Source organism: Nocardia mangyaensis (assembly GCF_001886715.1).
GTDB lineage: Bacteria > Actinomycetota > Actinomycetes > Mycobacteriales > Mycobacteriaceae > Nocardia > Nocardia mangyaensis.
On sequence record NZ_CP018082.1, the window covers coordinates 3,301,742 to 3,325,344 of the forward strand.

A 23,603-nucleotide genomic window follows, 5' to 3' on the forward strand; every position below is an offset into this window, starting at 1 on the left:
CCGCCGTGCACGTCGCGCTGTTCACCGACTTTCACCCCGACACCCTCGGCGGTGTCCAGACCGCGATGCGGGCACTGTGCGACGGATTGCGGGGTCTCGGTCATCGCGTCACCGTGTTCACCGCGCCCGCACCGGGTTCCCCGTCACCCGACGAGGACACGGTCGTGCTCGACTCGGTGCCGTTCTCGATGTCGAACGGTCTGCCGGTGGTGCTACCGACCCGGGGCAACCGGCACCTGATCGATGCGGCCTTCCAGCACCGCGGTCCCGTCGACGTCGTGCACGCGTTGACCACCTACGGCAGCGGCATCGCCGGTGTGCGCGCCGCGCGCAGACACGCGATCCCGGTCGTGCAGAGCATGCAGAGCCGCGACGACACGATGATCGAGAAGTACTCGCCCTCACCGTATGTGGCGGCGCTGACCATGCGACTGGTTCACGGCTGGTTCGTCCCGCTGCGTGCGCGGCCCGCGTACGACGGTGACAGCCGCACCGCGCGACTGGCCTGGCGTCCGCTCATCGCCCAGGCGCAGGCCGCGGACCGGGTGATCGTGCCGACCGCCCACTTTGCCCGTCGGCTCACCGCCCGCGGTGTGGATCGGCCGATCAATGTGGTGTCCAACGGAATCGACGACGCGCTCCTCGACCGGGTCCGCACGGCCGACCGGCCGGCGTCGAACCCCGACGGTCCGTTGCGGGCGCTGTGGTGCGGTCGCCTGTCCGCCGAGAAACGTCCACTCGAAGCCATCGCGGTGGTCCGCCGTGTCGCCGACTGCACCCTCGATGTCTATGGCAGTGGGCCGCTCGCCGAGCGGGTGCGCACGGCGGGGGATTCATCCGATCGCGTCCACCTGCACGGCGAGGTCGGCCAGGCCACCTGCCTGGCCGCCATGCGCGACCACGACCTGCTCCTGCTCACCTCCGACTGCGACACCCAGGGCATGGTCCTGCTGGAAGCCGTGGCGATGGGCCTGCCCGTCGTCTACTGCGACCCGGAACTCACCGAAACCGTTCCCGCGGCAGGTGGCCGCCGGACGCCGGACTCCTCGGTGGACGCCTTCGCGGCCGTCCTGACCGAGCTGGCCGACGACCGTTCCCGTGTGGCCACGATGCGTGCCGCCCTGGCGCCGCACGCCGATGAGCCACGCCAGTCCCGGCATCTCGCCCGGCTGCTGTCGGTGTACACGGAGGCGGTGTCGGCGGCTGCCGGGCGCCAAGGCGGGCGTGCGGGCAGCGACGGTCAGTGACCGAGTTCGGCCGCGGCTTCGCGCTGGATCCGCTCGAACTGCGCGCCCATCGCCTCGGCCAGCGCCGTCGCCGCCGACAGGGGCCGGACCATCACCAGCAGCGCCGCCATCGCCGCACGGTCACCGGACTCGACAGCCTTTCGAAACGGATGCATCCCACACACGCTACCCACTTCTGGGCCGTGTGCGGCCGAAGTGCCCAGGTGGCGGACACGGGTCGGTTACCGTTGCGGATACCGTGACGTCGTGGTGCGGGTGGGCGGCACGGCCGGTGACCAGGAAGGAAGCTGGGCGATGCCGACTTTCGACTTTCGCGGTACGGCGATCGCCTATGACGAAGCGGGCTCGGGGGAGCCGATCGTCTTCCTGCACAACCTCGGTGGTGACCGGCGGATCTGGGGTGCGCAGGTCGCGGCGTTGCGGGGCACCCATCAGGTGTTCGCGCTCGACCTCATCGGCTACGGCGAGTCGGACGCACCGGACAACGGCTACACCCTCGAGAACTATGTCGCCATGGTCGAGGCGTTTCTCGCCGCGCGGGACCTGCGGGAGGTGACGCTGGTCGGGCACTGTTTCGGCAGTGCGCTGGCCCTGCTGCACACCCGCCGCCACCCCGGCCGCGCCCGGTCCCTGATCCTCAGCAGCCCGCTGACACCGGCGACCCTGCGCCCGACCCGCACCGGCTGGGCGGCGGTGCTCGGCCGGAATGTGCGACTCGACGCGCTGCTGGCGCGGGTGCGCCTCCCCGGACCGGTGGCTGGTGTGATCGTGAGCGAACAACTCGGTGCCGCACGGGGGACCGACATCGACGAAGTCGTCGCGCACCTGCGGACCCGCTGGACCGAGCCGCGGCGGCTGATGGTGACGGCGGCGATCTCCCGTGAGATTCCGCGCCTGGCCGAACTGGACGACTTCGCACCGCCAACCGACTTCCCGCCGATCACCACGGTCTGGGGCGCCCGCAACCGGGTGCTGTCGGCCCGCGCCGGGGCCGTGCTCAACCGAACGCTGCGACCGGTGCGCGACATCGTCGTCGACGACGCGGGCCACCTGGTGATGGTCGAGGCTCCCGACGTGGTCACCGACGCGGTACGCACGGCGATCCGCGACGCGCGCTCCATCGACAGCTGAGCCTCGCCACCCGGCGCGCCGCTTTGTTACCGGCGAATCGGTCTCACCGGGTGGGATCGTATGCCGCTGTCTCACTGCGATAACCGGTCTCCACCGGTAGCATCGCTAACGGACCGGAAGGTCCTCTACAGCAATATGTTTCGATGCGATCGCCTGCACTGGGGTCCAGGAAACACCGGTGATCGAGAGGTTTCATGGTGGAATCGGTGACGAGTCCGTTGGTAATCGACACGTCGGGGGAGGACATTCAGGGGGAGATCGTCCGGATCAGGGAGCAGGGTCGCGCCACACTGGTCGAGCTGCCAGGCGGGGTGCAGGCATGGTCGATCACCGATGCCGCGCTGCTCGAGAAATTGCTCGTCGACTCCCGGGTCTCCAAGGACGCCGGACAGCACTGGCCCGCGTTCGTCGCGGGACAGATCCCGCCCGACTGGCCGCTGTATCTGTGGGTCGCGGCCCCGAACATGTTCACCGCCTACGGCGCCGACCATCGCAGGCTCCGCAAACTGGTGGCACCCGCGTTCACCGCCCGGCGTACCGAGGCGATGCGCGGACAGGTCGAGCGCATCACCAACGACCTGCTCGACGCGCTGGCCGCGACTCCGGCGGGTGAGATCGTCGATCTGCGTGAACGGTTCGCCTATCCGCTGCCGATCCAGGTGATCTCGGAACTGATGGGCGTGCCCGAATCGCTCGGCCCCGGCCTGCGTACCTGTGTCGACGGCATCTTCGACACCACGCTCACCCCGGAACAGTCCCAGGCCAACTACATGGAGATGTACCGGATCCTCGGCGAACTGGTCGCCCTGCGTCGCGAACAGCCCGGCGACGACATGACCAGCCTGCTCATCTCGCACCGCGACGAGGACGAAGACACCCAGCTCACCGAGGAAGAATTGGTCGGCACCTTGCTGCTGGTCATCTCGGCGGGCCACGAGACCACCGTCAACCTGCTCGATCAGGCGATCACCGCGCTGCTCACCCGGCCGGAGGTGCTGGCTCGCCTGCGCGACGGCTCGGTCAAGTGGCCCGAACTGGTCGAGGAGACCCTGCGATTCGAGTCGCCGGTCGCGCATCTGCCCTTGCGTTTCGCGGTGACCGACATCGAGATCGACGGTATCCGCATCGCCCAGGGCGAGGCGATCCTGGCCGGCTACGCCGGAGCGGGCCGCGACCCGCGGCGGCACGGCGCCACCGCCGACGAGTTCGACCCGACCCGGGACAACCAGTCGCACATGGCCTTCGGCTACGGCGCGCACCACTGCCTCGGCGCGCCCCTGGCCCGGCTCGAGGCGCTGGTCTCGCTGCCCGCGCTGTTCGAACGGTTCCCGGCGATGACCCTCGCCGCCCCGGTCTCCGAGCTCGGCACCGTGCCCAGCTTCATCTCCAACGGCCACCAGCACCTGCCGGTGCGTCTGGGCGAGTAACTCGCGGCCTCGCTCGGCCGGATCGACTCCGGCCGAGCGAGGAGCGGCTCAGTAGGTCGGTATCGCCAGCGGGGTCGTCTTCGGGAACACCACCGGCAAGCCGGCCAGCGCCCGGTGGAACGGGCCGGGCCGCCAGACCAATTCGTGCTCCGGCACCGCCAGTTCGAGTTCGGGCAGGGCGTCGAGGAGTTGGTCGATGGCTTCCTGTGCGATGAGGTAGGCGGGGGATTTCGCCGGGCAGCCGTGCGGGCCGGTGCTCCAGGCCAGATGCGCCCGATTGTCGAGGAAGTCGCCGGTCCCGATCGCGGGATCGTTGTTGCACGCCGCCATGCTGATCACGACCGGCTGATGAGCGGGCAGCCAGACGTCGTCGACGAGGATCGGCTGGCGCGGATAGGTCGTGCAGAAGTTCGCCATCGGCGGGTCGGTGTAGAGCACCTCGTCGAGGGCGTCGCGGGTGGACAGGCTGCCACCGAGCAGGCTGCCCGCGAAACGCTGATCGGTGAGCATCAGCCGGACCGTGTTGAGGACCAGATTGAGCATCGGCTCGATACCGGCGCCGTACATGGTCAGCAGCTGGTTCATCAGCTCTTCGTCGTTGAGCCGCAACGGATGCTGCACCAGCCGGGTGGCGACGTCGTCGCCGGGCTGGGCTTGCTTGAGCCGGATCAGATCGTAGAGCGAGTCCTCGAGCAGCTGCGCGCCCTGCACCGCGGTCTCGCCGCCCTCGAACATCTGCGCCATACCGGTGGCGACGCCGACGCCCAGGTCGTCGGGGACACCGAGCATCGCGTTGATCGTGGCGAAGATGACCGGAAAGGCGTATTGGCTCAGCAGATCCGCGCTGCCGTCGGCGCAGAAGCCGTTGATCACCGGCATCGCGATCTGCTCGACCGTGCGATGCAGTCGGTACAGGTCGACGCCGGCGAGACCGGCGACGGTGGCCTCACGGTAGCGGGCGTGCTCGGTGCCCGAGGTCCGAATGGCGTTGGGGCGGTAGCGCATCATCGGCTTGACCGGGCAGTCTTCGGGGATGTCGCGCTCCCACATCCGCGCGTCGGCGGGGAAGTGGTCGGGGTCGTTGAGGATCTGCACCGCGGTGCGGTAGCCGATCACCAGGGTGGCGGGCACCCCCGGCACCAGATCGACCGGAACGAGCGAACCGAAACGATGCCGCATGGCGCGGTAGGCGCTTTGCGGGTCGGCGGCGAACTCTTCCGAGTACAACGGCACTCGATCCTGACCGCTGCGCGAATCCGGGGTCACCGGGTATCGAGCGGGATCGAACGAGGTTTCGAGCGTCACTGCGTGTTCTCCTCTCGAGGCAACCGGGTCATCGCGGGTCCGCGGCGCGTGGCGTGGTGCCGAGCTCGCGGCCGACCCTGGCGGCCAGGTCGTTCATCCGGTGGGCGACGAGCGCGAGGTCGACCTCGCTGGTCGTCGCGACGCCGAGCAGCGTGCCCGCGCCGGCGGCGGTGATCAGGATCATGCCCTCGTCGTACTCGGTCATGGTCTGGCGGATCGGGTTTCCCGGTCCGCCGCAGAACTCACCGAGCGCCCGTCCGAGGGAACGCAAGCCCGACGCGGCGGCGGCGAAACGCTCGGCCTCGTCTCTGCTGATGGCGCTCGAATGCGCCACGCGTAGGCCGTCGTCGGATAACAGCACGGTGAAGCGGACCCCCGCCAGCTCCAGGTCGTCGAGCAGCCACGCGAGGCGATTGGTGCTGTCTGCGATCGGAGTGCTCATCAGCTGTCCTGCCCTTTCGTCGAACGCTCGGCCGCGGCGCGACCGTGCCGGGATCCGCTGTGCCAGGCGGCGGCGAGTTCGGGGCGGCCGGGCGCGTCGGTGGTGTGTGCGCGTTCGTCGGCCGGGGCGATCTCGCGACGCCTGCGTTTGGGCAGGCCGCCGGTGGTTCGGTCCTCGGCGGGCTCGTCGCTCGCCGGTGCGGAGGGGGATGCCAGGACGGGTGCGGCGAGGGCGACCGCCGGACGCGGCGGCGTGACGGGCTCAGGGCTTTCGACCGGTTCGGCTTGCGGCGAAGCGGGTTCGGGCGCGGCGGCGTGCTTCGGCTCGGTCTCGCGTCGACGCACATCGGCGGCGTCGACGAGCAGCGCGGCGGGAATGAAGACCATCGCCCGGGTGCCGCCGTAGATGTTGGGTCCGTCGACGTAGGCGGCGAAGCCGTACCGGCGCGCCAGCGCGGCGACACCGGGGAAGCCGACCTTCGGGGACGGGCCGAGGGCGTTGATGTCGACGATGCGCTCGCCGGAGAGCACCTGGCGCGCCTCCTCCATCTGCTCCTGGCTCATCCGCACGCCCGCGTCGTCGATGATCAGGGTGACGCCGTGATGGCCCTGCTGGAAGGTGATGTCGACGAACGAGGACGGCGGCGAGTAGCGCAGTGCGTTGTCGAGCAGGGTGGCGACGGTGTGCACCAGCGGCTCGACCGCCCGGCTGACGACGACCTGATCGCAGTGCCCGGTGCGCACCCGCAGATAGTCACGCACGCGCCCGGTGGCACCGCCGACCACATCGCCCACGGTCTGCTGCGGCCAGCGCCTGCCGGGCAGGCCACCGGAGACGATGACGTAGGCCTGTGCCTGGCGGATCATCTGCTGGACCGTGTGGTCGATGCGGCTCAGGATCGCGTAGACCTCGTCGTTGCGGTTCTCCCGCAGTGCGTTGCTGACCACCTGGCCGACATCGGCGCCGAGGCTGACCACCGTGGTGCCGAACGCGCGGACCGCGTTGCTGGTCGCCGCGCGGGCATCGGCGGACACCTGGGCGCGGGTGGCCTCCTGCGCGGCCGCCACCTGGGCGGTGGTGTGTTCCTCGGCGGCCTGCTCGATGGTGAGCGCGGTCTCGTGCTGTACCTGGCGCAGGTCCTCGGCGTGCGCGAGCGCGATCTGGGCGAGTTGGCGGGCGAAGGTCGAATCCTGCAGCTGGGCCGGGACTTCGGCGGTGGCGTCGGGATCGCGGTGATCGCGGACCGCCTCGGTGATCCTGGGCAGGGTCGACTCGATGAGCCGGGTCATCGCTTCCTCGTGGCCGTGCAGTTCGCGCTCGGCCACCGCGAGCCGGGCGCGGATCTGGCGTTCGTTGCGCAGGGCGAGCAGCGCCACCGCGACCGCGCCGAGCAACACCAGCGTTGCGATGCCGAACAAGAAGACCGCGATAGTCGGAGTCATCGGTTCCTTTGTCGTCGTCACCGACCGAAGAGCCAAACCGTGGCCGGAACCTCGCCGGGCCCTCCGACGAGACTGTCGTCGCCGTGGATCGCACTGGGTTGTACAGCCCGCGGGACGATCTCGCTGTCCTGCGCCGACGGCGAATTCGCATACCCTAGCAGTGCTCTCATCGGAGCGCGGAATACGTTGCGGGGGGCGGTAATTCATTGACGTGACATTGGGTGTTCCCGGTCACACCGAGAGTCGCGGCGAGCTGGTCAGTGGCTGGGACGAGCCAGCCGGGATCGGCGTGGCGCCGGCCCCGCAGCGCTTCTCTCGGACCGTGCCGACCCGCATCCACCGGCGTACCCGGATCGAGTCAATATGGGCTGTGTTGCAAGAGATGTCGAGCAGGCGCGAGCCTCTCTGTCGAACTGGTGCGCGCGAAGGGCGCCGAGGACGGTGATGGGTGTTCGCACAGTGCTTCTCGGGTCGCGGCGGCGATCGGGGGAGAATGGCCCACCATGGATTGGACCAATGTGGCGGTTGCCGCGATCACGGTTGCCGGAACGCTCGGTGGCGGCATCGTGACCCAGGTTTTCGCGATTCGTAGCAAGCGAATCGATGCGAAGACGCAGCGCGAGAATCGGGGTGCTGCGTGACAGCTATTCCCGTGCGCAGATGGTGGTGTCGGACCGAGCGCTCGATTTCGCGTCCGAGGTGAATCGGTGCCTCGACATCGGCCATCGCGCAGCGCTGGAGCTCGACGAGAACGACGCCGTGGCGGTGGCGGCGCTCTATCGCTTCGTGGACGACTCGCTGGGCTTCCGTGTCCGCCTTCTGCGTCGAGCGATCCGGGAGGATCTCGGGATCGAACCGGGGGTCGATGCCGAACTCGACGACCGCCTCGTCTCGCTCAGGGGCATGCGCCATGACTACGTCGGGAGCGGCACGTCCGAGGTGGCCGCCCAACAGCTCGATCTTCTCGGCTGAGGTGGATGAGTGCTACCGGGGTCGTGGCGGCGGCGATCGGACCCGTGGCCGGGCGGCACAGTGTACGGTTGACAGTGGTCGAACATCCGGCTTCCTACCAATTCGTGTTCTGCCTTTGCCTGCCGATGCCCACCCCGGCGGTGCTGTGAACGACTACACGGCTTCCACCGTGGGCACGTCGCACTGTGTTGCGCTCTGCGCCGTCGATCGATCCGAGGTACTTGATGTCCAGCGATCTCCAGCCCACTACCGCACCCCCGACCGAGCACGAAGAGGAAGCCACCAACGTGCGCTGGCCGGAGCCGAGCCCGCTGGAGTCCTGGTGGGTCGGCGTCATGGCGGCGCCGAAGATCGCCCGCCGATTCGGTCAGCGGGGGACTCCGCTGTCCGACAGCTGACCTTTCTGATCAGCCCTCGGCATCCGGGCCTCGGGCGGCGAGGACCCTCCAGGCCTGCAGCGCCGCGCCGAGATCGCGGACCGCGGCGGGATCGGTCAGTGCGCGACCGGTGTGCTTTTCGATCTGGCGTAGCCGGTAGCGAACGGTGTTGGCGTGCAGGAAGAGGCGTTCACCGGCTGCGGCGGCGGAACCGTGTGCGGCGAACCAGGTTTCGAGTGTCTCCAGGAGCCGGACGCGTTCCTCGTGGGGGAGGGCGAGCAGGCCGGACAGGTGGATCTCGACCAGGTGCGCGGCCTCCACCGGCGCGGCCGCCACGACCATGCCCAGCGGATTGTCGTCGAAGCGCGCGACCCCGAACGCGCGGTCGCCGAGCCCGACCAGCGCCAGGCGGGCGAAGTGCAGGGCCTGCGGCGTTTCGGTGAGTGACGCGTAGGGCGGACTCACCCCGACCCTGGCCCGATGCGTGCGCAGGGCCGCCAGCGCCGCGGCCTCGTGTTCTCGCGGCAGCGCGAGAACACCGACCTGCTGATCGGGTTGGAGCCGCCACGCCGAGGTGATCCGGGCCTGCCCGAGCGTCGTCTCGATCCCGGGCAGCGCCTCCCGACCCGCCGCACTGACCTCGGCGGCCACCACCACATAGCGCCCACGCGGCGGCAGGCCGAGGATTCTGGTGGCCTCGCCCAGCGTCGCCGGATCGGCGATGACACCGGTGAACAGTGCCTCCACCAGCACCGAGCGCTCGTGTTCGCGCTGCAACACCAGCTCCGAGCTCATCTCCCGGTACGCGGCGGCGACGGCGACCGAGTACTCGCCCGCGAGTGCCCAGACCTCGGCGGCCAGGTCGACGAGTACAGCGTCGGTCACCGCCGGATGGCGTCTGGCCTCGGCGACCAGCTCCGACCACAGGAACTCGAATCCGATCCGGAAGGCGTGCAGGGTCTCGGCCAGCGGGACGCCTTGGCGGGCGCGCAGTCTGCCTGTCTCCTTCGGCGGCTCGGGATCCACCGGCTCGCTGGAGGTGAAGTGCCGCACCATCAGGGTGAGGTTGCGGGTGCACGAGGTCTGGACGGTGTCGAAGGGCACCTGGCTCTGATTGCGGTAGGTGTCGAGCTCGTCGAGGAAGCGCAGTGCCAGCCGCGATCCCAGATCGTCGATCCGCGCGAGCAGCGCGGCCGCGACATCATCGATCGGGCTCGCGGCAGGCGTTCTGGACATTTCCGCAGCCTACCGAGGGTGGCATTGTTCCCGGGAACAACAGGTGCCCGGCTATTTGGTCTGGCGATCCCATGGGATCGGCGTCACATCGGTGCGACGATTCATCGAGTCGTATCCGCACTCGTTCGCACCCGCCAGGAGTCGTCCATGTCCACCTTCATCAGCAGCGACGGCACGGTCATCCACGTGCGCGAGTGGCTGCCCACCGAGAGCTCCGTGCGCGGTGTCGTCCAGATCGCGCACGGCATGGGCGAACACGGCGCGCGCTACGGCCACCTCGCCGAACGTCTGGCGGCCCTGGGCTACGCCGTCTACGCCGCCGACCACCGGGGGCACGGCCACAGCATGGCCGGTGCGCCCGGTGACCTCGGTGACAACGGGTGGAACCTGCTGGTCGAGGACATGGCCATGCTCACCACGATCCTGCGGGCGAGCCATCCCGGACTGCCCGTCGTGTTGTTCGGGCACAGCCTCGGTTCGTTCGCGGTGCAGCAGTACCTGCTCGACCACGACGAGCTGATCGACGCGGCGGTGCTGTGCGGGACCACGGCGGTCGACGAACTGTTCGTCCAGCTCGCTGCCGCCGACGGTGACCTGCTCGGCTTCTTCAACCGCGAATTCGCGCCGACCCGCACGCCCGCCGACTGGATCAGCCGTGACGAGGCCCAGGTCGACGCCTACATCGCCCACCCCTGGTGCGGATTCGAGATCGATCCGGCCAATCTGGGCCTGCTCGCGAAGACCGCGGCCGAACGGCTCGCCGAGCCGCGCGGAATCCGCCCCGACCTGCCGCTGTACGTGATGGTCGGCGACCGCGACCCGCTCAACGACAAGCTCCGGCTCAGCGACCTGCAGGTCCAGCGCTACCGGGACGTCGGGCTGACCGACATCACCTACCGGGTCTACCCGGAAGCCCGGCACGAGATCCTCAACGAGCTCAACCGCGCGGAGGTCGAAGACGAGCTGATCGCCTGGATCACACGGTGACCCGAGCAGCGGTCCGGTCGATCCGCCGTCCGCGCGGATGTTCTGGCCGGTGGTCCACCGGCTGACCGTCGCGGCGCGGATACCGAGCGGAATCTGGCCGGTCGAACCGATCGACGCGCACGGATACTCGCCCACGGGTTCGGTTCGCGTGAGCCTCCCGTCGACTTCGTCGATGATCGGGACCAGTCGGCACGAGTGGTGTGGCTCAGTCCCTGGCCGGTCGAGGCGAGTGCCGCCATCCTCCCCACTGCGGACCGGTCGTCGGGGGCGCTGTCGCTGTCGGAGGGCGCTTGTAGTGTGGCGGCCGTGGGCGATGTCGAGGTGTGCGGGCCGAGTGGTTCGCAGGGAATCGTTCCCGGCATCTACGCCGAGGTCGTGCACGAAGAGCGGGCAGCGCTGTGGCAGTGGGTGGATCGGGTCAGGGCGCAAGGGGGTGCTACGACCGCCCTGCGTGTGAGCGCCGAACAGATCCTGGCACGCATCGACGAGGGTGACGATCGCGCCAACGGCCACCTGGTCGATCACATCGGCGACATCACCACAGCCCTCGACGATCTCTACGACGCCGCGTTCCCGCCCAGCGCGCCGGACGACAGCACCGCAGGCTCGGACGATCGCTACGACGCTGCGTTCCGCGACACCACCGCGGCCCCCGACGCGCTCTCCGATGTCGCCTGCCGGCCCGGAGCGCCGGGCGGCATCACGGGTCTGTTGGCCGCGCCGTGGCCGTCGGCGCGCCGGAAGGCCTTGCTGGCCGCGTATCTCGGCGTGGATGTTCGGCATCGGCTGCTCTTGGACGAGGTGGCGGCGACCGCGATCGCCGAGGCCGACGTCGGTCTGTTGCGTGTGCTCGCGCTGACCCCGCTGGGGAGTCTGGATCGGCAGTCGGTCGCGCGCGTCCTCGACGCTCTCGACCGCGCGGACGCGCTCGACGCCGAGGTTGTCGAGCGCGCGTTCACCGCGGACCGGTATCTCGGCTACGCCATCGTCGGCCGAAACGGCAGCGGCGTGGTGACCGGTGCGCCGCTGACGTGCGCGGACGATGTTCGCGTACTGGTGGATTCGATGACCTGGCGACTGGTGTCGGCGCCCGATCCCGTGGGCTGGGACGTGTTCCCGAAAGGGTTCGCGCCGCGCGGGCTGCGCTTCGTCCGAGCCGCGCTGTCGTGGCAGGGCGAGCAGAAGGTGGCCGAGCATCTCGGCACGGCCGAACTGACTGACACCGAACGCACCGAGCTGCTCGACCACCTGCGCGAACAGCCGGTCGCGGTGCGGCGCACGGTATTCGGATGGCGCGGCCGGGCCGGTGACGCCGAGGCCTTGCTGCCGCTGTTCGACCTGGCCGAGTGCGCGCGACTGCTGCGCCTGATCCGGGCGATACCGGAAGACGAGGTCGTCCGGCAGGACCGGGCGGCGCTGCTGGCCGCGATCGAGGAGGCAGGCGCCGAGAAGGTGCGGCGGCTGCTCACCCTGGTGCCGAGCGAACTCGTCTCGGCCGTCCTCGGCCGGAACCGCGCCCAGGTCGTCAAGCGGGTGAAACATCGTGCGCTGCATGGGATCGCGGCCTTCGGTATGTTGCCGTTGGATCCACCCGAGACGGTCCTCGACCGGTATCTGGCGATCCGCGAATCCGCCACGAAGGGCGCCGAGCTCGGTCCCAATCGTCGGATCAGTCATGCCGCGGCGATCGAGGTCGCCCTCGACCACTTGGCGCAGGTGGCCGGGGTGGGGGAGGCGAGTCGGCTCGAATGGGACTGCGAGGCACGCATCGCCACCGCGACACCCACGGAGACGACAGTCGGCGAGTATCGAATCCGGTTGCGGTTCCATGGTTCCGAGCCGGAGCTGCGGGTCTCACGGGCTGACCGGGAGCTGAAATCGGTGCCCGCCGCCGTGCGTGCCGACCCGGCGTATCGCGAGCTGCGTGATCATCAGGAACGTCTCCGCGAGCAGGCCAGGCGGATGCGGAGCGGACTGCTCGAGCGCCTCGTCGCCACCGGGGCGACAGTGACGCCGGACGAGCTGGGACGACTGTGCTCGTTGCCCGCCGGTGCGGCGATGCTGCCCGCCCTGCTGTGGCGCGACCGGTCGGGCACGATCGGTCTGCTCGGCGAGGTCGACACCGCAGCCCCGATCGCCGCCGTGCACCCCGTCGACCTGCACGAGCAGGGAACTCAGGGCGAGTGGCAGGCGCGGCTGGAGCGGCAGGGGATCGAACAGCCGGTCCCGCAGGTGTCCAGGGCGCTCTACTCGCTGACCCCAGCCGAACGCGCGGCCGGTGCGGTTTCGCGGCGCTTCGACGGCCGCACGGTCGACGGCGCACAGGCGGTCGCACTGCTGTCCGGTCGCGGGTGGTCCACCCACGGTCGCTACGACGAGTACCAGGCGACCAGACCCGCGGGTGCCGACCTCGTCGTCGCGCTGCGCTGCGACTTCAGCGGATACTTCGGACACGGTGCCGTCGAGATCGGGGAAATCCGGTTTCTCGCCGACAGTCGCGCCGTGCCACTGCACGAGGTCTCGCCCGTCGCGTTCTCCGAGGTCATGCGCGACCTGGACCTGGTCGTTTCGGTCGCGGGCACCGCCGCGCGGGCCTGAATCAGCCCCGCCTCCGGCCCGGCGGAGTATCCGAGACATTCATCTCATTAAAGACGATCCAACCGGTCGATCTTGGTGCTTCACGACACATTCGACCGGTCAGGTGCCGGTTCTGTCTGGGTATTGACTGGGACGTGCTGTCCAACATACATTGACGTGACACCGTGTCCCACGTATCCGGGGCACACGGCACACGGGAGTGCGTACATGACACAGAAGGTGTTCGTCGTCGGCGTCGGCATGACGAAATTCGAGAAGCCGGGCGCGTTGGAATGGGACTACCCGGAGATGGCCCGCCAGGCCGGGACCGCAGCGCTCGAGGATGCCGGCATCGGCTACGACCAGGTCGAACAGGCCTACGTCGGGTACGTCTACGGCGAATCCACCTCGGGACAGCGCGCGGTCTACGAACTGGGGCTGACCGGTATCCCGGTGGTCAACGTCAACAACAACTGTTCCACCGGCTCGACCGCGCTCTACCTCGCGGCGCAGGCGATCCGGGGCGGGCTGGCCGAGTGCACCCTCGCGCTCGGCTTCGAGAAGATGCAGAAAGGCTCGCTCGGTTCGACCTTCGACGACCGCGAACAGCCGATGATGCGGCACCTGCTGGCCCTGGCCGAACTGCAGGAGTTCGCCATGCCGCCCGCGCCGTACATGTTCGGCGCCGCGGGCAAGGAACACATGGAGCGCTACGGCACCACCGCCGAGCAGTTCGCCAAGATCGGCGTGAAGAACCACCGCCACTCGGTGAACAACCCGTACGCGCAGTTCCAGAAGCAGTACAGCCTCGAGGAAGTCCTCGCGGCCAAGCCGATCTACGGCCCGCTGACCAAGCTGCAGTGCTCGCCGACCTCCGACGGCTCCGGCGCGGTGATCCTGGCCAACGAGGCCTTCGTCGACCGGCACGACCTGGCCGATCGCGCGGTCGAGATCGTCGGGCAGACCATGGTCACCGACCTCGCGTCCACTTTCACCAACCCGAGCGCGATCAATCTCGTCGGCGCGGACATGTCGCGCACTGCGGCGCTGAAGGTCTACGAGCAGGCCGGCTTCGGCCCCGAGGACGTCGACGTCATCGAACTGCACGACTGCTTCTCCACCAACGAACTGCTGACCTACGAGGCGCTCGGGCTGTGTGCGCCGGGCGAGGGCGGTCGCCTCGTCGACGACAACGCCACCACCTACGGCGGCAAGTGGGTCGTCAACCCCTCCGGCGGCCTGATCTCCAAGGGGCACCCGCTGGGCGCCACCGGTCTGGCCCAGTGCAGCGAACTCACCTGGCAGCTGCGCGGCGACGCCGACGCCCGCCAGGTCGAGGGCGCGCGAATCGCCCTGCAACACAACATCGGTCTCGGTGGCGCGGTCGTGGTGACCGCCTACCGCCCGGCCGTCCGCTGACATCACCCCCAACCCGCTCGAAGGAGTAATCCCATGGCATCCGTGACCGTTTCCACCGAACTTCCCGTGACCCCCGAGCAGGCGTGGGCCCGCCTGAGCGATCTCGCCAACTGGGAGGAATGGCTGACCATCCACCAGGGCTGGCGCAGCGAACTGCCCGCCGAACTGGCCGCGGGTTCGCGCTTCATCGAGGTCGTGTCGGTCATGAACATGGCCAACAAGATCGAATGGACCGTCGCCGAGGTCGACCCGAACAAGTATCTGCGCATCACCGGCACCGGAATGGCCGGTGTCACCGTGGAATTCGCGCTCAAGGTGGAGCCGACCGCTACCGGTTCCTCGGCCGCGTTCGACGCCAGCTTCAAGGGCACGATGATCGTCGGCCCGATCGGCAAGGCCGTGGCCAAGCACGCCGAGGCCGATCTGCGCGCCTCGATGGACAAGTTCAACGAGCTCGTCGGTTCGGCCGCATGACCACTTCGGAATCGGCCGGGGTCGTCTTCGACGGCTCCGGCCTGGGGGAGTGGACCGACGAGGAGCGGTTTTCGGTCACCGCCGAGCGGATCGCCGATTACGCTGCCGCGACCAATGATCCGATCACCGCGCACCGCGACGGGTCGATCGCGCCGCCGGTGTTCGCGGTGGTGCCGGTGTTCACCTCGATGGCGCCGGCCGCGCTCTCGGTCGCGCCGGTGGAACTGCTGATGAAGCTGGTCCACGGTGAGCAGGACTTCCGGTTCCACCGGCCCATCCGGGCGGGTGACGAACTGGTCGTGCGGGCCAAGCCGATCGGCTACCTGGGCAAGCCCAACGGCTCCACCGTGGTCGTGTACGCCGAAACCCGCGACGCCGCTGGTGAACTCGTCAACGAGCAGTGGCTGACCGCGTTCTTCCGCAAGGTCGACGCCGGACCCGGCGAGGGTGAGACCGCACCCGAACACCGGATCACCGACGCCGATCGGGCACAGGATCCGGTCGCGACCGTCACCGCCCACATCGACGAGGACCAGACCTTCCGGTACTCACCGGCCTCCGGTGATCCCATGCCGATCCACCTCGACGACGAGATCGCCCGCATGGCCGGACTGCCCGGCATCATCAACCACGGTCTGTGCACCATGGCGTTCACCTCCTGGGCCGCGCTGACCGAACTCGCCGACGGCGACACCGCGCGCCTGCGCCGGCTGGCCGTGCGCTTCGCCAAGCCGGTCCTGCCCGGTCAGGACATCACCACCACGCTGTGGCGCACCGACTCCGGTGCACCGGGTGTGACCGCGTACGCCTTCGAGACCGAAGCCGCGGGTCAGATCGCGATCACCGACGGCCGCGTCGAATTCAACTAGGAGACACAACCATGGGAAAGCTCGAGGGGCGCGTCGCCGTCGTCACCGGCGCGGGACGCGGTATCGGCCGTGAACACGCGCTGCTGTTCGCCCGCGAAGGCGCCAAGGTCGTGGTCAACGACCTCGGCGGCGCCAACGACGGATCCGGCGCCGACGCCGGACCGGCACAGCAGGTGGTCGACGAGATCATCGCCGCCGGCGGCACGGCGCTGGCCAACACCGACAACATCGCCACCTGGGACGGGGCGAAAGCCGTTGTCGACCAGGCGATCAGTGAATACGGCACGCTGAACGTGCTGGTGAACAACGCGGGCATCCTGCGCGACGCGTTCATCGCGGGCATGGAGGAATCCCAGTGGGACGCCGTCATCGCCGTGCACCTCAAGGGCCACGCCGCCACCCTGCACCACGCCGCGGCGTACTGGAAGGCGCAGACCAAGGCGGGCGTTCCCGTCAACGCGGCGGTCATCAACACTGCCTCGGCCTCGGGCACCTTCATGCCCAACGCCGGGCAGGGCAACTACGGCGCCGCCAAGGCGGGCATCGCCGCGCTGACCCTGGTCGCCGCCGACGAGCTCGAGCGCTACGGCGTGCGGGTCAACGCCATCGCCCCGATCGCGCGCACCCGGCTCACGCTGGCCACGCCCGGTATGGGCGCGTTGTTCGCCGCCGAGGTGCCCGAGGGCGAGTTCGACGCGTTCTCCCCGGCCAACATCTCCCCGCTGGTCGCGCATCTGGCCGAGGCCGACTGCTCACTCACCGGCAAGGTGTTCGCGGTGCAGGGCGGCGCGATCATCGAGCTGGGCGGGTGGCACGACGTGCGCACGGTCGAGACCGACGGTCCGTGGACCATCGACGGGGTCGCCGCCCAGCTGAAGGAGACCAGCTAGTCATGGCACGCACCAGCTATGAGCTCGGGGTCGGCGTCAGCGAGGACCACCTGGCCCTGGCCGACGCCGTCAACGGGTTCGTCGAACGCACCGTCACCCCCGAGATCGTCCGGGCCGCCGTCGAATCCACCGAGGGCGGCAAACAGCTGCCCTACTGGGACGCGCTCGTCGCGCAGGACCTGTTGAGCCTGCACGTGTCCGAGGAACTGGGCGGTCAGGGCGCGGGCCTGCTGACGCTGGCCGTGGCGCTCGAACCGCTCGGTCGCGGCCTGCACACCGGGCCGTTCGTGCCGACCGCGCTGGCGAGCGCAGTGCTCGCCCAGGCGGGCGGGGCCTGGGCACAGGCACAGCTTCCCGGCCTGGCCGATGGATCGCGGACCGGTGCGGTCGCCACGGAGTCGAACCTGACCGGCTCGCTGCGTGACGGCGTGCTGGTCGTCGACGGCACCGCCGACGGCGTGCTCGGCGCCGGGTCCGCCGATGTGATCGTCGCACCGGTGACCGTGGACGATACGCAGCGGTGGGTGGCGTTCGAGAACGTCGAACTGGCCGTGAGCACGCAGGATTCCGTCGACGTGCTGCGCGGTTCTGCCCGCGTGCAGGCGGACTCGATCGAGGTGTCGGCCGAGCGGGTGCTCGAGGTCTCGGCCGCGCGGGTGCGTTCGGTCACGGCTGTCGTGCTCGGTGCCGAGGCGGTCGGCGTCATGTCGTGGTGTGTGTCCACGGCGTCGGAATACGCCAAGACCCGCGTGCAGTTCGGTCGCCCGATCGGACAGTTCCAGGGCGTCAAGCACAAGTGCGCCCAGATGGGCATCGCGCTGGAGAAGGCGCGCGCGGTCCTGTGGGACGCGGCGTTCGCCCTCGATCGTGACGACGAGACCGCCGACTACGCGGCCGCCGTCGCCGCGCTGATCGTGCCCGACGCCGCGGTGCAGGTCGCGCAGGATTGCATCCAGGTGCACGGTGGCATCGGCTTCACCTGGGAGCACGACGCGCACCTGTACTACCGGCGCGCACTGGCGCTGCGCGGTCTGCTCGGTGCGCGCGACGCTCGCGCCGAGGCGGTCGCGGAGTACGCGCTGTCCGGGCTGACTTTGTCCAGCGAACTGGAACTGCCCGCCGAGGCCGAACAGATCCGCGCCGGGATTCGGGCCGAACTCGCCGAGATCGCGCAGATCGACGACGAGGACGATCAGCTCGTGGCGCTCGGTGACGGCGGCTGGAACCTGCCGCACCTGCCCCGTCCCTACGGTCGCTCGGCCGCCCCGCTCGAGCAGGTGGTGATCTCCCAGGAGATCAAGGCTTCCGGCATCCAGATGCCGCAGCTGCTCATGGGCACCTGGGCCGTCGGGGCGATCGTCCCGCACGGCGACGAACGCCAGAAGCGAGAACTGGTCGTGCCGACGCTGCGCGGCGAACTGGTGTGGTGCCAGCTGTTCAGCGAACCGGGCGCGGGCTCTGACCTCGCGAGCCTGACCACCAAGGCCACCAAGGTCGACGGTGGCTGGCGGGTGACGGGTCAGAAGATCTGGACCACGGTTGCGCAGTTCGCCGACTGGGCGATGCTCATCGCGCGCACCAGCCCGGACAAGCCCAAGCACGAGGGCATCACCTACTTCGTGCTCGACATGTCCACCCCCGGCATCACCGTGCGCCCGCTGCGCGAGATGACCGGGTCGGCGCTGTTCAACGAGGTGTTCCTCGACGAGGTGTTCATCCCCGACGCGAACGTGGTCGGCGCGGTGGACGACGGCTGGCACGTGGCCCGCACCACCTTGGCCGGGGAGCGGGTGGCATTGAGCCAGAAGATGGAGGCCTACGCCACCGACACCGACCTGCTGCGTTTCGCGATCGGCCGGGACCTCTCGCCGGTGGCGCGGTATCGCGTCGGTGAGCTGATGGCCGAGAGCCGGGCGGTGGACGTGATCGGGTCGCGGGTGGTGCTCAAGCAGCTGTCCGGGATCGATGTCTCCACTACCTCGAGCGTGGGCAAACTGCTGGGAATGGCGCTGGGACAGGCCATCTCGGAGTTCGTCGTCGCCGAACTCGGTATCGCCGGGGTGGTGTCGGTGCCCGGTGAGCGCAGCGATCACGCCCAGGAACAGCTGATCGCGGGCCGGGCCACCACCATCTACGGCGGCACCACCGAGGTCCAGCTCAATGTGATCGGCGAGCGGATGCTCGGACTGCCCCGCGACGCGGCGGTCGCCGGGTGAGCGCCCCCGGTCCTCGGGCGGACGGCCCACTGGCCGGTCTGCGGGTCGTCGAGATCGCGAGTCTGGCCCCCGGTCCCTTCGCCTGCATGGTGCTGGCCGACCTCGGTGCGGAGGTGATCCGGGTCGACCGGGTCGGTGACTCCGCCGGGTTGCTCGCACCCTCGGGCGTGCTCGACCGGGGCCGCCAGTCCATCGCGGTCGACCTGAAAGCGCCCGAGGGCCGGGAGGTGGTGTTGCGCCTGGCCGAAACCGCCGACATTCTCGTCGAGGGGTTCCGGCCGGGCGTGGCCGAACGGATGGGCATCGGCCCGGACGACTGCGCACAGCGCAACCCCGGACTGGTCTACGGCCGGATGACCGGCTGGGGCCAGGACGGTCCGCTGGCGAACGCGGCCGGGCACGACATCAACTACATCGGCGTCGCGGGCGCGCTCGACCTGCTCGGCCGGGCCGGACAGAACCCGACTCCGCCGGTCAACCTGCTCGGCGACTTCGGTGGCGGCGGCATGCTGCTCGTCGTCGGCGTGCTCGCCGCTCTGCAGGAACGCACCCGCTCGGGCCTGGGCCAGGTGGTCGACGCCGCCATGGTCGACGGTGCCGCGCTACTCACTGCCTTCTTGCACGGCATGCACGCTGCCGGGCTGTGGGAAGGCGGGCGCGGCGAGAATCTGCTCGATGGCGGCGGTGCCTATTACGACACCTACCGCTGTGCCGACGGCGGCTACGTCGCGGTCGGCGCGGTCGAACCGCACTTCTACGCCGAACTGCTCGACCGGCTGGGTCTTGCCGAGGCCGACCTGCCCGCGCAGTACGACCTCGACGAGGCCGAGAAACTCCGCGCGGTGCTGGCCGAGACCTTCGCGACCCGGCCACGCGACGAGTGGGCGGCGATCTTCGCCGACTCCGATGCGTGTGTCTCCCCGGTCCTCTCGGCCTGGCAAGCCCACGAACACCCACACAACCGGGTGCGCGAGACCTTCGTGGAGGTCGGCGGGATCACCCAGCCCGCGCCCGCACCCCGATTCGGGCGCACCCCCGCGCCGGTCCCGCGACCGGGCAGCGCGTCCGGTGCCGACACCGGCGCGGTGCTGCGTGGGCTCGGCTATTCCGAGGAGGAGGTCGGCCGGTTACGGCGCGCGGGCTCGATCGCCTGAGCGTGCGCGGCGCGCCGGAAGGTCCGGCGGCGACCGGAAGCAGCCCGGTATCGCTGGACTACAGTTCCTCGGAGTGTGCCGACGAGGTGCCTGATGGGAGGAACGTGACCGCAGAGCGCGCCGATGGCCGGGCCAGCCGCTGGGACCGGCACCGCGCCGACCGCCGCGAACGGATCCTCGCGGCGGCGCTCGACGCGGTGCAGGCCGAGGGGGCCTCGGTCGGTGTCCAGGAGATCGCCGATCGAGCGCAAGTGCCGCGGTCGGTGCTCTACCGGCTGTTCAAGGACCGTCAGGACCTCGACGAACAGCTGCGGGTCCGCATCCTCGACGACCTGATGGCTGTGCTGGCCCCGACGCTGAATCCGGAGGGCACGGTGGCCGAGGCGATCGCCCGCTCGGTCGACACCTACGTGGGCTGGATCGCGGCCAATCCACGCCTGCACTACTTCATCGGCGCGGGATCGCCGGGCACGCGACGGCACAACTCGCCGATCGTGTCCGGCACCAAGATCGCCATCGCGGGCACGGTCAAAGAGGTGTTCGAGAACGCGTTGCGCGCCCAGTCCGCGCCGGTGACGATTGCCGAGCCGATGGCCTTCGGCCTGGTCGGCTTCGTCGACTCCAGTGTGAACCGCTGGCTCAGCCAGTCGATGCAACCGCTGGATGCCGCGGAATTGTCGTCCTACCTGCAGGAAGCGATCTGGGCGATCATCGACAGCAGTCTGCGCAAGGCGGGAGTCATGCTCAATCCACTGACTCCGATCGCGGATCTGGTCGCCGCGGCACCGGCGGAATAGGTGTAACACTAGGTAGCGTCAACCCTTGTATGGTACCGCCAGTACCACTAAACTGGACGGAAGAACCGTACTGAGGAGACATCGATGACGCTGTCCACCGCCGCCGCCAAGAAATCCACCACCGAGCCCGAGTACCACGACGTCCTCCGTGGACTGTCCGAGGGCTCGGTGACCAAGCACTTCGACCCCTATGTCGACATCGACTGGGATTCGCCCGAGCTGGCCGTGCACGCCGACGACCCGCGCTGGATCATGCCCGAGGAAGACCCACTCGGCCGCCACCCCTGGTACAAGGCCCAGCCGGTGGAACGCCAGATCGAGATGGGTATGTGGCGCCAGGCCGGGATCGCCAAGGTCGGTCTCGACTTCGAGCAGCTGCTCATCCGTGGCCTCATGCAGTACTTGATCTCGGTGCCCAACGGCGATCCGGAGTTCCGGTACGTCACCCACGAGGCTGCCGAAGAGTGCAACCACACGATGATGTTCCAGGAGATGATCAACCGGATCGGTCATCACGACGTCATCGGGATGGGCCCGGTCGACCGCAAGCTGACGATGATCATCTGGCCGGCGGTGAAGTACTTTCCCGAGCTGTTCTTCACGATGATCCTCGGCGGTGAGGAGCCGATCGACCACCTGCAGAAGTCGCTGCTGCGCGGCGGGGCCGACCTGCATCCGATGGTGCAGCGGGTCATGCAGATCCACGTGGCCGAGGAAGCCCGCCACATCTCCTTCGCGCACGAATACCTGCGCCGGAACGTGCCGAACATGAACCCGATCACGAAAACCGTGCTGTCGGTGGCTTTTCCGATCGCCATGCGAGTGATGCTGTCGATGATCGCGACCCCGCCCAAGGAATTCGTGGAGAAGTTCGACATTCCCGACGAAGTCATGCGCGAGGCCTACTGGGGCAGTCCCGAGGCGCAGATCACCAAGCGTGACGTCTTCGCCGATGTGCGGGCACTGGTCGTGAGCACCGGGCTGATGAACCCGGTCGCCAAGCTGACCTGGCGGCTGCTCGGCATCGACGGGCCGGTCTCGCGCTATCGCTCCGAGCCCGCGCGCAGGGCCGCCTGACCAGTGGCGATCCGCCTCGCATGACGGGCCGGGTCACCGACCCGGCCCGTTCCCGCGCACATCCGGTCCCATTCGGCCCCCGATTTCCTGGAGTTCACCCTTGACTGCCGAGACCACCCGCGCACACGCGCAGAGCTGGCCCGCGCCCGCCCAGGCCGTGCTGCCCGAACTCGACCCGTTCTATCGGCCGCGGTCCGGGTACGAGCGGTTGCCCGAGGGCACGCTGTTGCGGTGGCGTCCGGTGGAGCTGGCCGCCTTCGGCCTGATCCCGCTGCGGGTCTCGGCGTGGCAGCTGCTCTATCGCACGACCGACCTGAACGGCGCGGCCGACGCGTCGGTGACCACGGTCATCGCGCCCGCGGGCGGAGCCGGGGCGACCACGCCGCTGCTGTCGTTCCAGTGCGCCATCGACGCCATCTCGTCCAAGGCGTTCCCTTCCTACGCGCTGCAGCGCGGCTCGCGGGCGATCGGTACCTTCACCCATGTCGAACTGCTGTGCTTCGTCGACGCGCTGACCAGGGGCTGGGCGATCTCGATCCCCGATCACGAGGGCATGCTCGGCGCGTGGGGCGCCCCGCGCGAACCCGGCCACCGCGCGCTCGACGGCGTCCGCGCGGCACTGAACTTCGCGCCGCTGGGCCTCGACCCGAACGCGCAGGTCGGGCTGTGGGGCTACTCCGGCGGCGGGCTCGCCACGTCCTGGGCGGTCGAGATGGCGCCCACCTACGCGCCCGAACTCGACATCGTCGGCGCCGTCCTCGGTTCGCCGGTCGGTGATCTGCTCTCGACCTTCCACCGCCTCAACGGTGGCCTGCACGCGGGTCTGCCCACTCTGGTCGTCGCCGCGCTGCGACGCGTCTATCCGGCGCTGGACACGGTCATCGGCAGCCATTTCAACGATGACGGGCGCGCGGTGCTCGACAAGGCGGCCCTGTCCACCACGGCCGCCGCGGTGCTGCGTCTGGCGCGATACAACGTCAGCCGACACACCACGATGCCCATCGCCGAAGTTCTCGCTCTCGAGACGCTGGCCGCCATGATCGACGATCTCGCGCTCGGCACCTCGGCGCCGACGGTGCCGCTGCTGGTCGTGCAGGCCGTGCACGACCAGATCATCGCCGTCGACGACATCGACGCGCTGGTCGAGCGCTATCGCGCCCACGGCGCCCATGTCACCTACCTGCGCGACCGCACGAGTGAGCATCTCAGCCTGCTGGCGATCTCCACGCCACTGAGCCTGAACTGGCTCGCCGACCGGTTCGCCGGTGCGGCGCTGACGCCGCCGCGGACCCGCACCGTGCGCAGCGTCCTCGGCCTGCCCGCCGGGCGCCGCGGCTTCGCCGGACTCGCGCGGGCCGCGCTCCAAGCGCTGTTCGCCCGGCCGCTCACCGCCGCGGCCATCGACCGTGACGGCAGTACGGCAGCGGGCGCGGCCCGTCGCGCTGCCTAGGCGCGCGGCGATCTACTGCCCAGGGCCGCTGAGTCCCGCTTCGTCGAGGTCGGCGGTGGCCACCTGAGGGCTGGTCGCCAGTGTGGTCACCGCCGAGTCGATCCGTCCCGCGAT

At 69.4% G+C, this 23,603-nt stretch carries 21 protein-coding genes and 1 pseudogene; 17 read left to right on the top strand and 5 right to left on the bottom strand.

Annotated elements, in window-relative coordinates:
* Positions 1-5 precede the first annotated feature (5 nt).
* Positions 6-1,247, top strand: coding sequence for a glycosyltransferase (locus BOX37_RS14810; protein ID WP_071928158.1), 1,242 nt, complete (start codon positions 6-8; stop codon positions 1,245-1,247).
* On the opposite strand, the pseudogene BOX37_RS34005 reads toward BOX37_RS14810, so the two are convergent.
* Positions 1,241-1,345 (bottom strand): annotated as a pseudogene (locus BOX37_RS34005) (nuclear transport factor 2 family protein); the annotation flags it as partial. The gene BOX37_RS14810 and the pseudogene BOX37_RS34005 sit on opposite strands and share 7 nt — an antisense overlap.
* A 148-nt stretch (positions 1,346-1,493) precedes the next feature.
* On the opposite strand from BOX37_RS34005, the gene BOX37_RS14815 reads away from it, so the two are divergent.
* On the top strand, positions 1,494-2,378 hold the full coding sequence (locus BOX37_RS14815) for an alpha/beta fold hydrolase (protein ID WP_071928159.1): 885 nt from the start codon (positions 1,494-1,496) through the stop codon (positions 2,376-2,378).
* A gap of 194 nt (positions 2,379-2,572) precedes the next feature.
* Complete coding sequence (locus BOX37_RS14820; protein WP_071928160.1) at positions 2,573-3,805, top strand: cytochrome P450 family protein; 1,233 nt, start codon at positions 2,573-2,575, stop codon at positions 3,803-3,805.
* 48 nt (positions 3,806-3,853) lie between these two features.
* On the opposite strand, the gene BOX37_RS14825 is transcribed toward BOX37_RS14820, so the two are convergent.
* From BOX37_RS14825 to BOX37_RS14835, 3 genes are all read right to left on the bottom strand, one after another.
* Positions 3,854-5,071: a cytochrome P450 gene (locus tag BOX37_RS14825; RefSeq protein ID WP_071931513.1), complete on the bottom strand. Its 1,218-nt coding sequence runs from the start codon at positions 5,069-5,071 to the stop codon at positions 3,854-3,856.
* A gap of 67 nt (positions 5,072-5,138) precedes the next feature.
* Positions 5,139-5,552, bottom strand: a complete 414-nt coding sequence (locus tag BOX37_RS14830) for a roadblock/LC7 domain-containing protein (RefSeq protein WP_071928161.1) — start codon at positions 5,550-5,552, stop codon at positions 5,139-5,141.
* Positions 5,552-6,994 carry an ATP-binding protein gene (locus tag BOX37_RS14835; protein WP_071928162.1) on the bottom strand — a complete coding sequence of 481 codons (1,443 nt, stop codon included), beginning with the start codon at positions 6,992-6,994 and terminating at the stop codon, positions 5,552-5,554. The genes BOX37_RS14830 and BOX37_RS14835 overlap by 1 nt, the downstream gene beginning before the upstream one ends.
* Positions 6,995-7,497: 503 nt before the next feature.
* On the opposite strand from BOX37_RS14835, the gene BOX37_RS34010 reads away from it, so the two are divergent.
* The 3 genes from BOX37_RS34010 (at position 7,498) to BOX37_RS34015 (ending at position 8,364) form a co-directional block, all read left to right on the top strand.
* Positions 7,498-7,635 (top strand): hypothetical protein, encoded by a 138-nt coding sequence (locus tag BOX37_RS34010; RefSeq protein WP_156910413.1) that lies wholly within the window; start codon positions 7,498-7,500, stop codon positions 7,633-7,635.
* Positions 7,625-7,966 (top strand): hypothetical protein, encoded by a 342-nt coding sequence (locus BOX37_RS14845; protein ID WP_071928164.1) that lies wholly within the window; start codon positions 7,625-7,627, stop codon positions 7,964-7,966. The genes BOX37_RS34010 and BOX37_RS14845 overlap by 11 nt, the downstream gene beginning before the upstream one ends.
* A gap of 224 nt (positions 7,967-8,190) precedes the next feature.
* On the top strand, positions 8,191-8,364 hold the full coding sequence (locus tag BOX37_RS34015; protein WP_156910414.1) for a hypothetical protein: 174 nt from the start codon (positions 8,191-8,193) through the stop codon (positions 8,362-8,364).
* 9 nt (positions 8,365-8,373) lie between these two features.
* On the opposite strand, the gene BOX37_RS14850 is transcribed toward BOX37_RS34015, so the two are convergent.
* Positions 8,374-9,579, bottom strand: a complete 1,206-nt coding sequence (locus BOX37_RS14850) for a PucR family transcriptional regulator (protein WP_071928165.1) — start codon at positions 9,577-9,579, stop codon at positions 8,374-8,376.
* Between the two features lie 147 nt (positions 9,580-9,726).
* Here BOX37_RS14850 and BOX37_RS14855 point away from each other — a divergent pair, with 147 nt between their 5' ends.
* The 11 genes from BOX37_RS14855 (at position 9,727) to BOX37_RS14905 (ending at position 23,489) form a co-directional block, all read left to right on the top strand.
* Entirely contained in the window at positions 9,727-10,566 is an 840-nt protein-coding gene (locus BOX37_RS14855) for an alpha/beta hydrolase (protein WP_071928166.1), read from the top strand.
* A gap of 306 nt (positions 10,567-10,872) precedes the next feature.
* Positions 10,873-13,164 carry a DUF4132 domain-containing protein gene (locus tag BOX37_RS14860; RefSeq protein WP_156910415.1) on the top strand — a complete coding sequence of 764 codons (2,292 nt, stop codon included), beginning with the start codon at positions 10,873-10,875 and terminating at the stop codon, positions 13,162-13,164.
* Between the two features lie 207 nt (positions 13,165-13,371).
* Positions 13,372-14,562 carry a lipid-transfer protein gene (locus BOX37_RS14865; protein ID WP_071928168.1) on the top strand — a complete coding sequence of 397 codons (1,191 nt, stop codon included), beginning with the start codon at positions 13,372-13,374 and terminating at the stop codon, positions 14,560-14,562.
* Between the two features lie 33 nt (positions 14,563-14,595).
* Positions 14,596-15,036: a type II toxin-antitoxin system Rv0910 family toxin gene (locus BOX37_RS14870; RefSeq protein WP_071928169.1), complete on the top strand. Its 441-nt coding sequence runs from the start codon at positions 14,596-14,598 to the stop codon at positions 15,034-15,036.
* On the top strand, positions 15,033-15,905 hold the full coding sequence (locus BOX37_RS14875; RefSeq protein ID WP_071928170.1) for a MaoC/PaaZ C-terminal domain-containing protein: 873 nt from the start codon (positions 15,033-15,035) through the stop codon (positions 15,903-15,905). Before BOX37_RS14870 ends, BOX37_RS14875 begins: the two co-directional genes overlap by 4 nt.
* Before the next feature lie 11 nt (positions 15,906-15,916).
* Positions 15,917-16,795: an SDR family oxidoreductase gene (locus BOX37_RS14880; RefSeq protein ID WP_071928171.1), complete on the top strand. Its 879-nt coding sequence runs from the start codon at positions 15,917-15,919 to the stop codon at positions 16,793-16,795.
* Between the two features lie 2 nt (positions 16,796-16,797).
* A complete protein-coding gene (locus tag BOX37_RS14885) occupies positions 16,798-19,011 on the top strand; it encodes an acyl-CoA dehydrogenase family protein (RefSeq protein ID WP_071928172.1) in 2,214 nt (737 codons plus the stop codon).
* Positions 19,008-20,165 (top strand): CaiB/BaiF CoA transferase family protein, encoded by a 1,158-nt coding sequence (locus tag BOX37_RS14890; RefSeq protein WP_071928173.1) that lies wholly within the window; start codon positions 19,008-19,010, stop codon positions 20,163-20,165. Before BOX37_RS14885 ends, BOX37_RS14890 begins: the two co-directional genes overlap by 4 nt.
* Before the next feature lie 104 nt (positions 20,166-20,269).
* Positions 20,270-20,962: a TetR/AcrR family transcriptional regulator gene (locus BOX37_RS14895; RefSeq protein WP_071931514.1), complete on the top strand. Its 693-nt coding sequence runs from the start codon at positions 20,270-20,272 to the stop codon at positions 20,960-20,962.
* 84 nt (positions 20,963-21,046) lie between these two features.
* On the top strand, positions 21,047-22,039 hold the full coding sequence (locus BOX37_RS14900) for an AurF N-oxygenase family protein (protein ID WP_071928174.1): 993 nt from the start codon (positions 21,047-21,049) through the stop codon (positions 22,037-22,039).
* A gap of 100 nt (positions 22,040-22,139) precedes the next feature.
* Positions 22,140-23,489, top strand: a complete 1,350-nt coding sequence (locus tag BOX37_RS14905; RefSeq protein WP_071928175.1) for a lipase family protein — start codon at positions 22,140-22,142, stop codon at positions 23,487-23,489.
* The last annotated feature ends 114 nt before the right edge of the window (positions 23,490-23,603 follow it).

Bases quoted from the DNA above. Each gene is read 5' to 3' on its own strand.
- BOX37_RS14820 (WP_071928160.1), top strand. From the start codon at position 2,573: ATGGTGGAATCGGTGACGAGTCCGTTGGTAATCGACACGTCGGGGGAG.
- BOX37_RS14830 (WP_071928161.1), bottom strand. From the start codon at position 5,552: ATGAGCACTCCGATCGCAGACAGCACCAATCGCCTCGCGTGGCTGCTC.
- BOX37_RS14835 (WP_071928162.1), bottom strand. From the start codon at position 6,994: ATGACTCCGACTATCGCGGTCTTCTTGTTCGGCATCGCAACGCTGGTG.
- BOX37_RS34010 (WP_156910413.1), top strand. From the start codon at position 7,498: ATGGATTGGACCAATGTGGCGGTTGCCGCGATCACGGTTGCCGGAACG.
- BOX37_RS34015 (WP_156910414.1), top strand. From the start codon at position 8,191: ATGTCCAGCGATCTCCAGCCCACTACCGCACCCCCGACCGAGCACGAA.
- BOX37_RS14850 (WP_071928165.1), bottom strand. From the start codon at position 9,579: ATGTCCAGAACGCCTGCCGCGAGCCCGATCGATGATGTCGCGGCCGCG.
- BOX37_RS14855 (WP_071928166.1), top strand. From the start codon at position 9,727: ATGTCCACCTTCATCAGCAGCGACGGCACGGTCATCCACGTGCGCGAG.
- BOX37_RS14865 (WP_071928168.1), top strand. From the start codon at position 13,372: ATGACACAGAAGGTGTTCGTCGTCGGCGTCGGCATGACGAAATTCGAG.
- BOX37_RS14870 (WP_071928169.1), top strand. From the start codon at position 14,596: ATGGCATCCGTGACCGTTTCCACCGAACTTCCCGTGACCCCCGAGCAG.
- BOX37_RS14875 (WP_071928170.1), top strand. From the start codon at position 15,033: ATGACCACTTCGGAATCGGCCGGGGTCGTCTTCGACGGCTCCGGCCTG.
- BOX37_RS14880 (WP_071928171.1), top strand. From the start codon at position 15,917: ATGGGAAAGCTCGAGGGGCGCGTCGCCGTCGTCACCGGCGCGGGACGC.
- BOX37_RS14885 (WP_071928172.1), top strand. From the start codon at position 16,798: ATGGCACGCACCAGCTATGAGCTCGGGGTCGGCGTCAGCGAGGACCAC.
- BOX37_RS14900 (WP_071928174.1), top strand. From the start codon at position 21,047: ATGACGCTGTCCACCGCCGCCGCCAAGAAATCCACCACCGAGCCCGAG.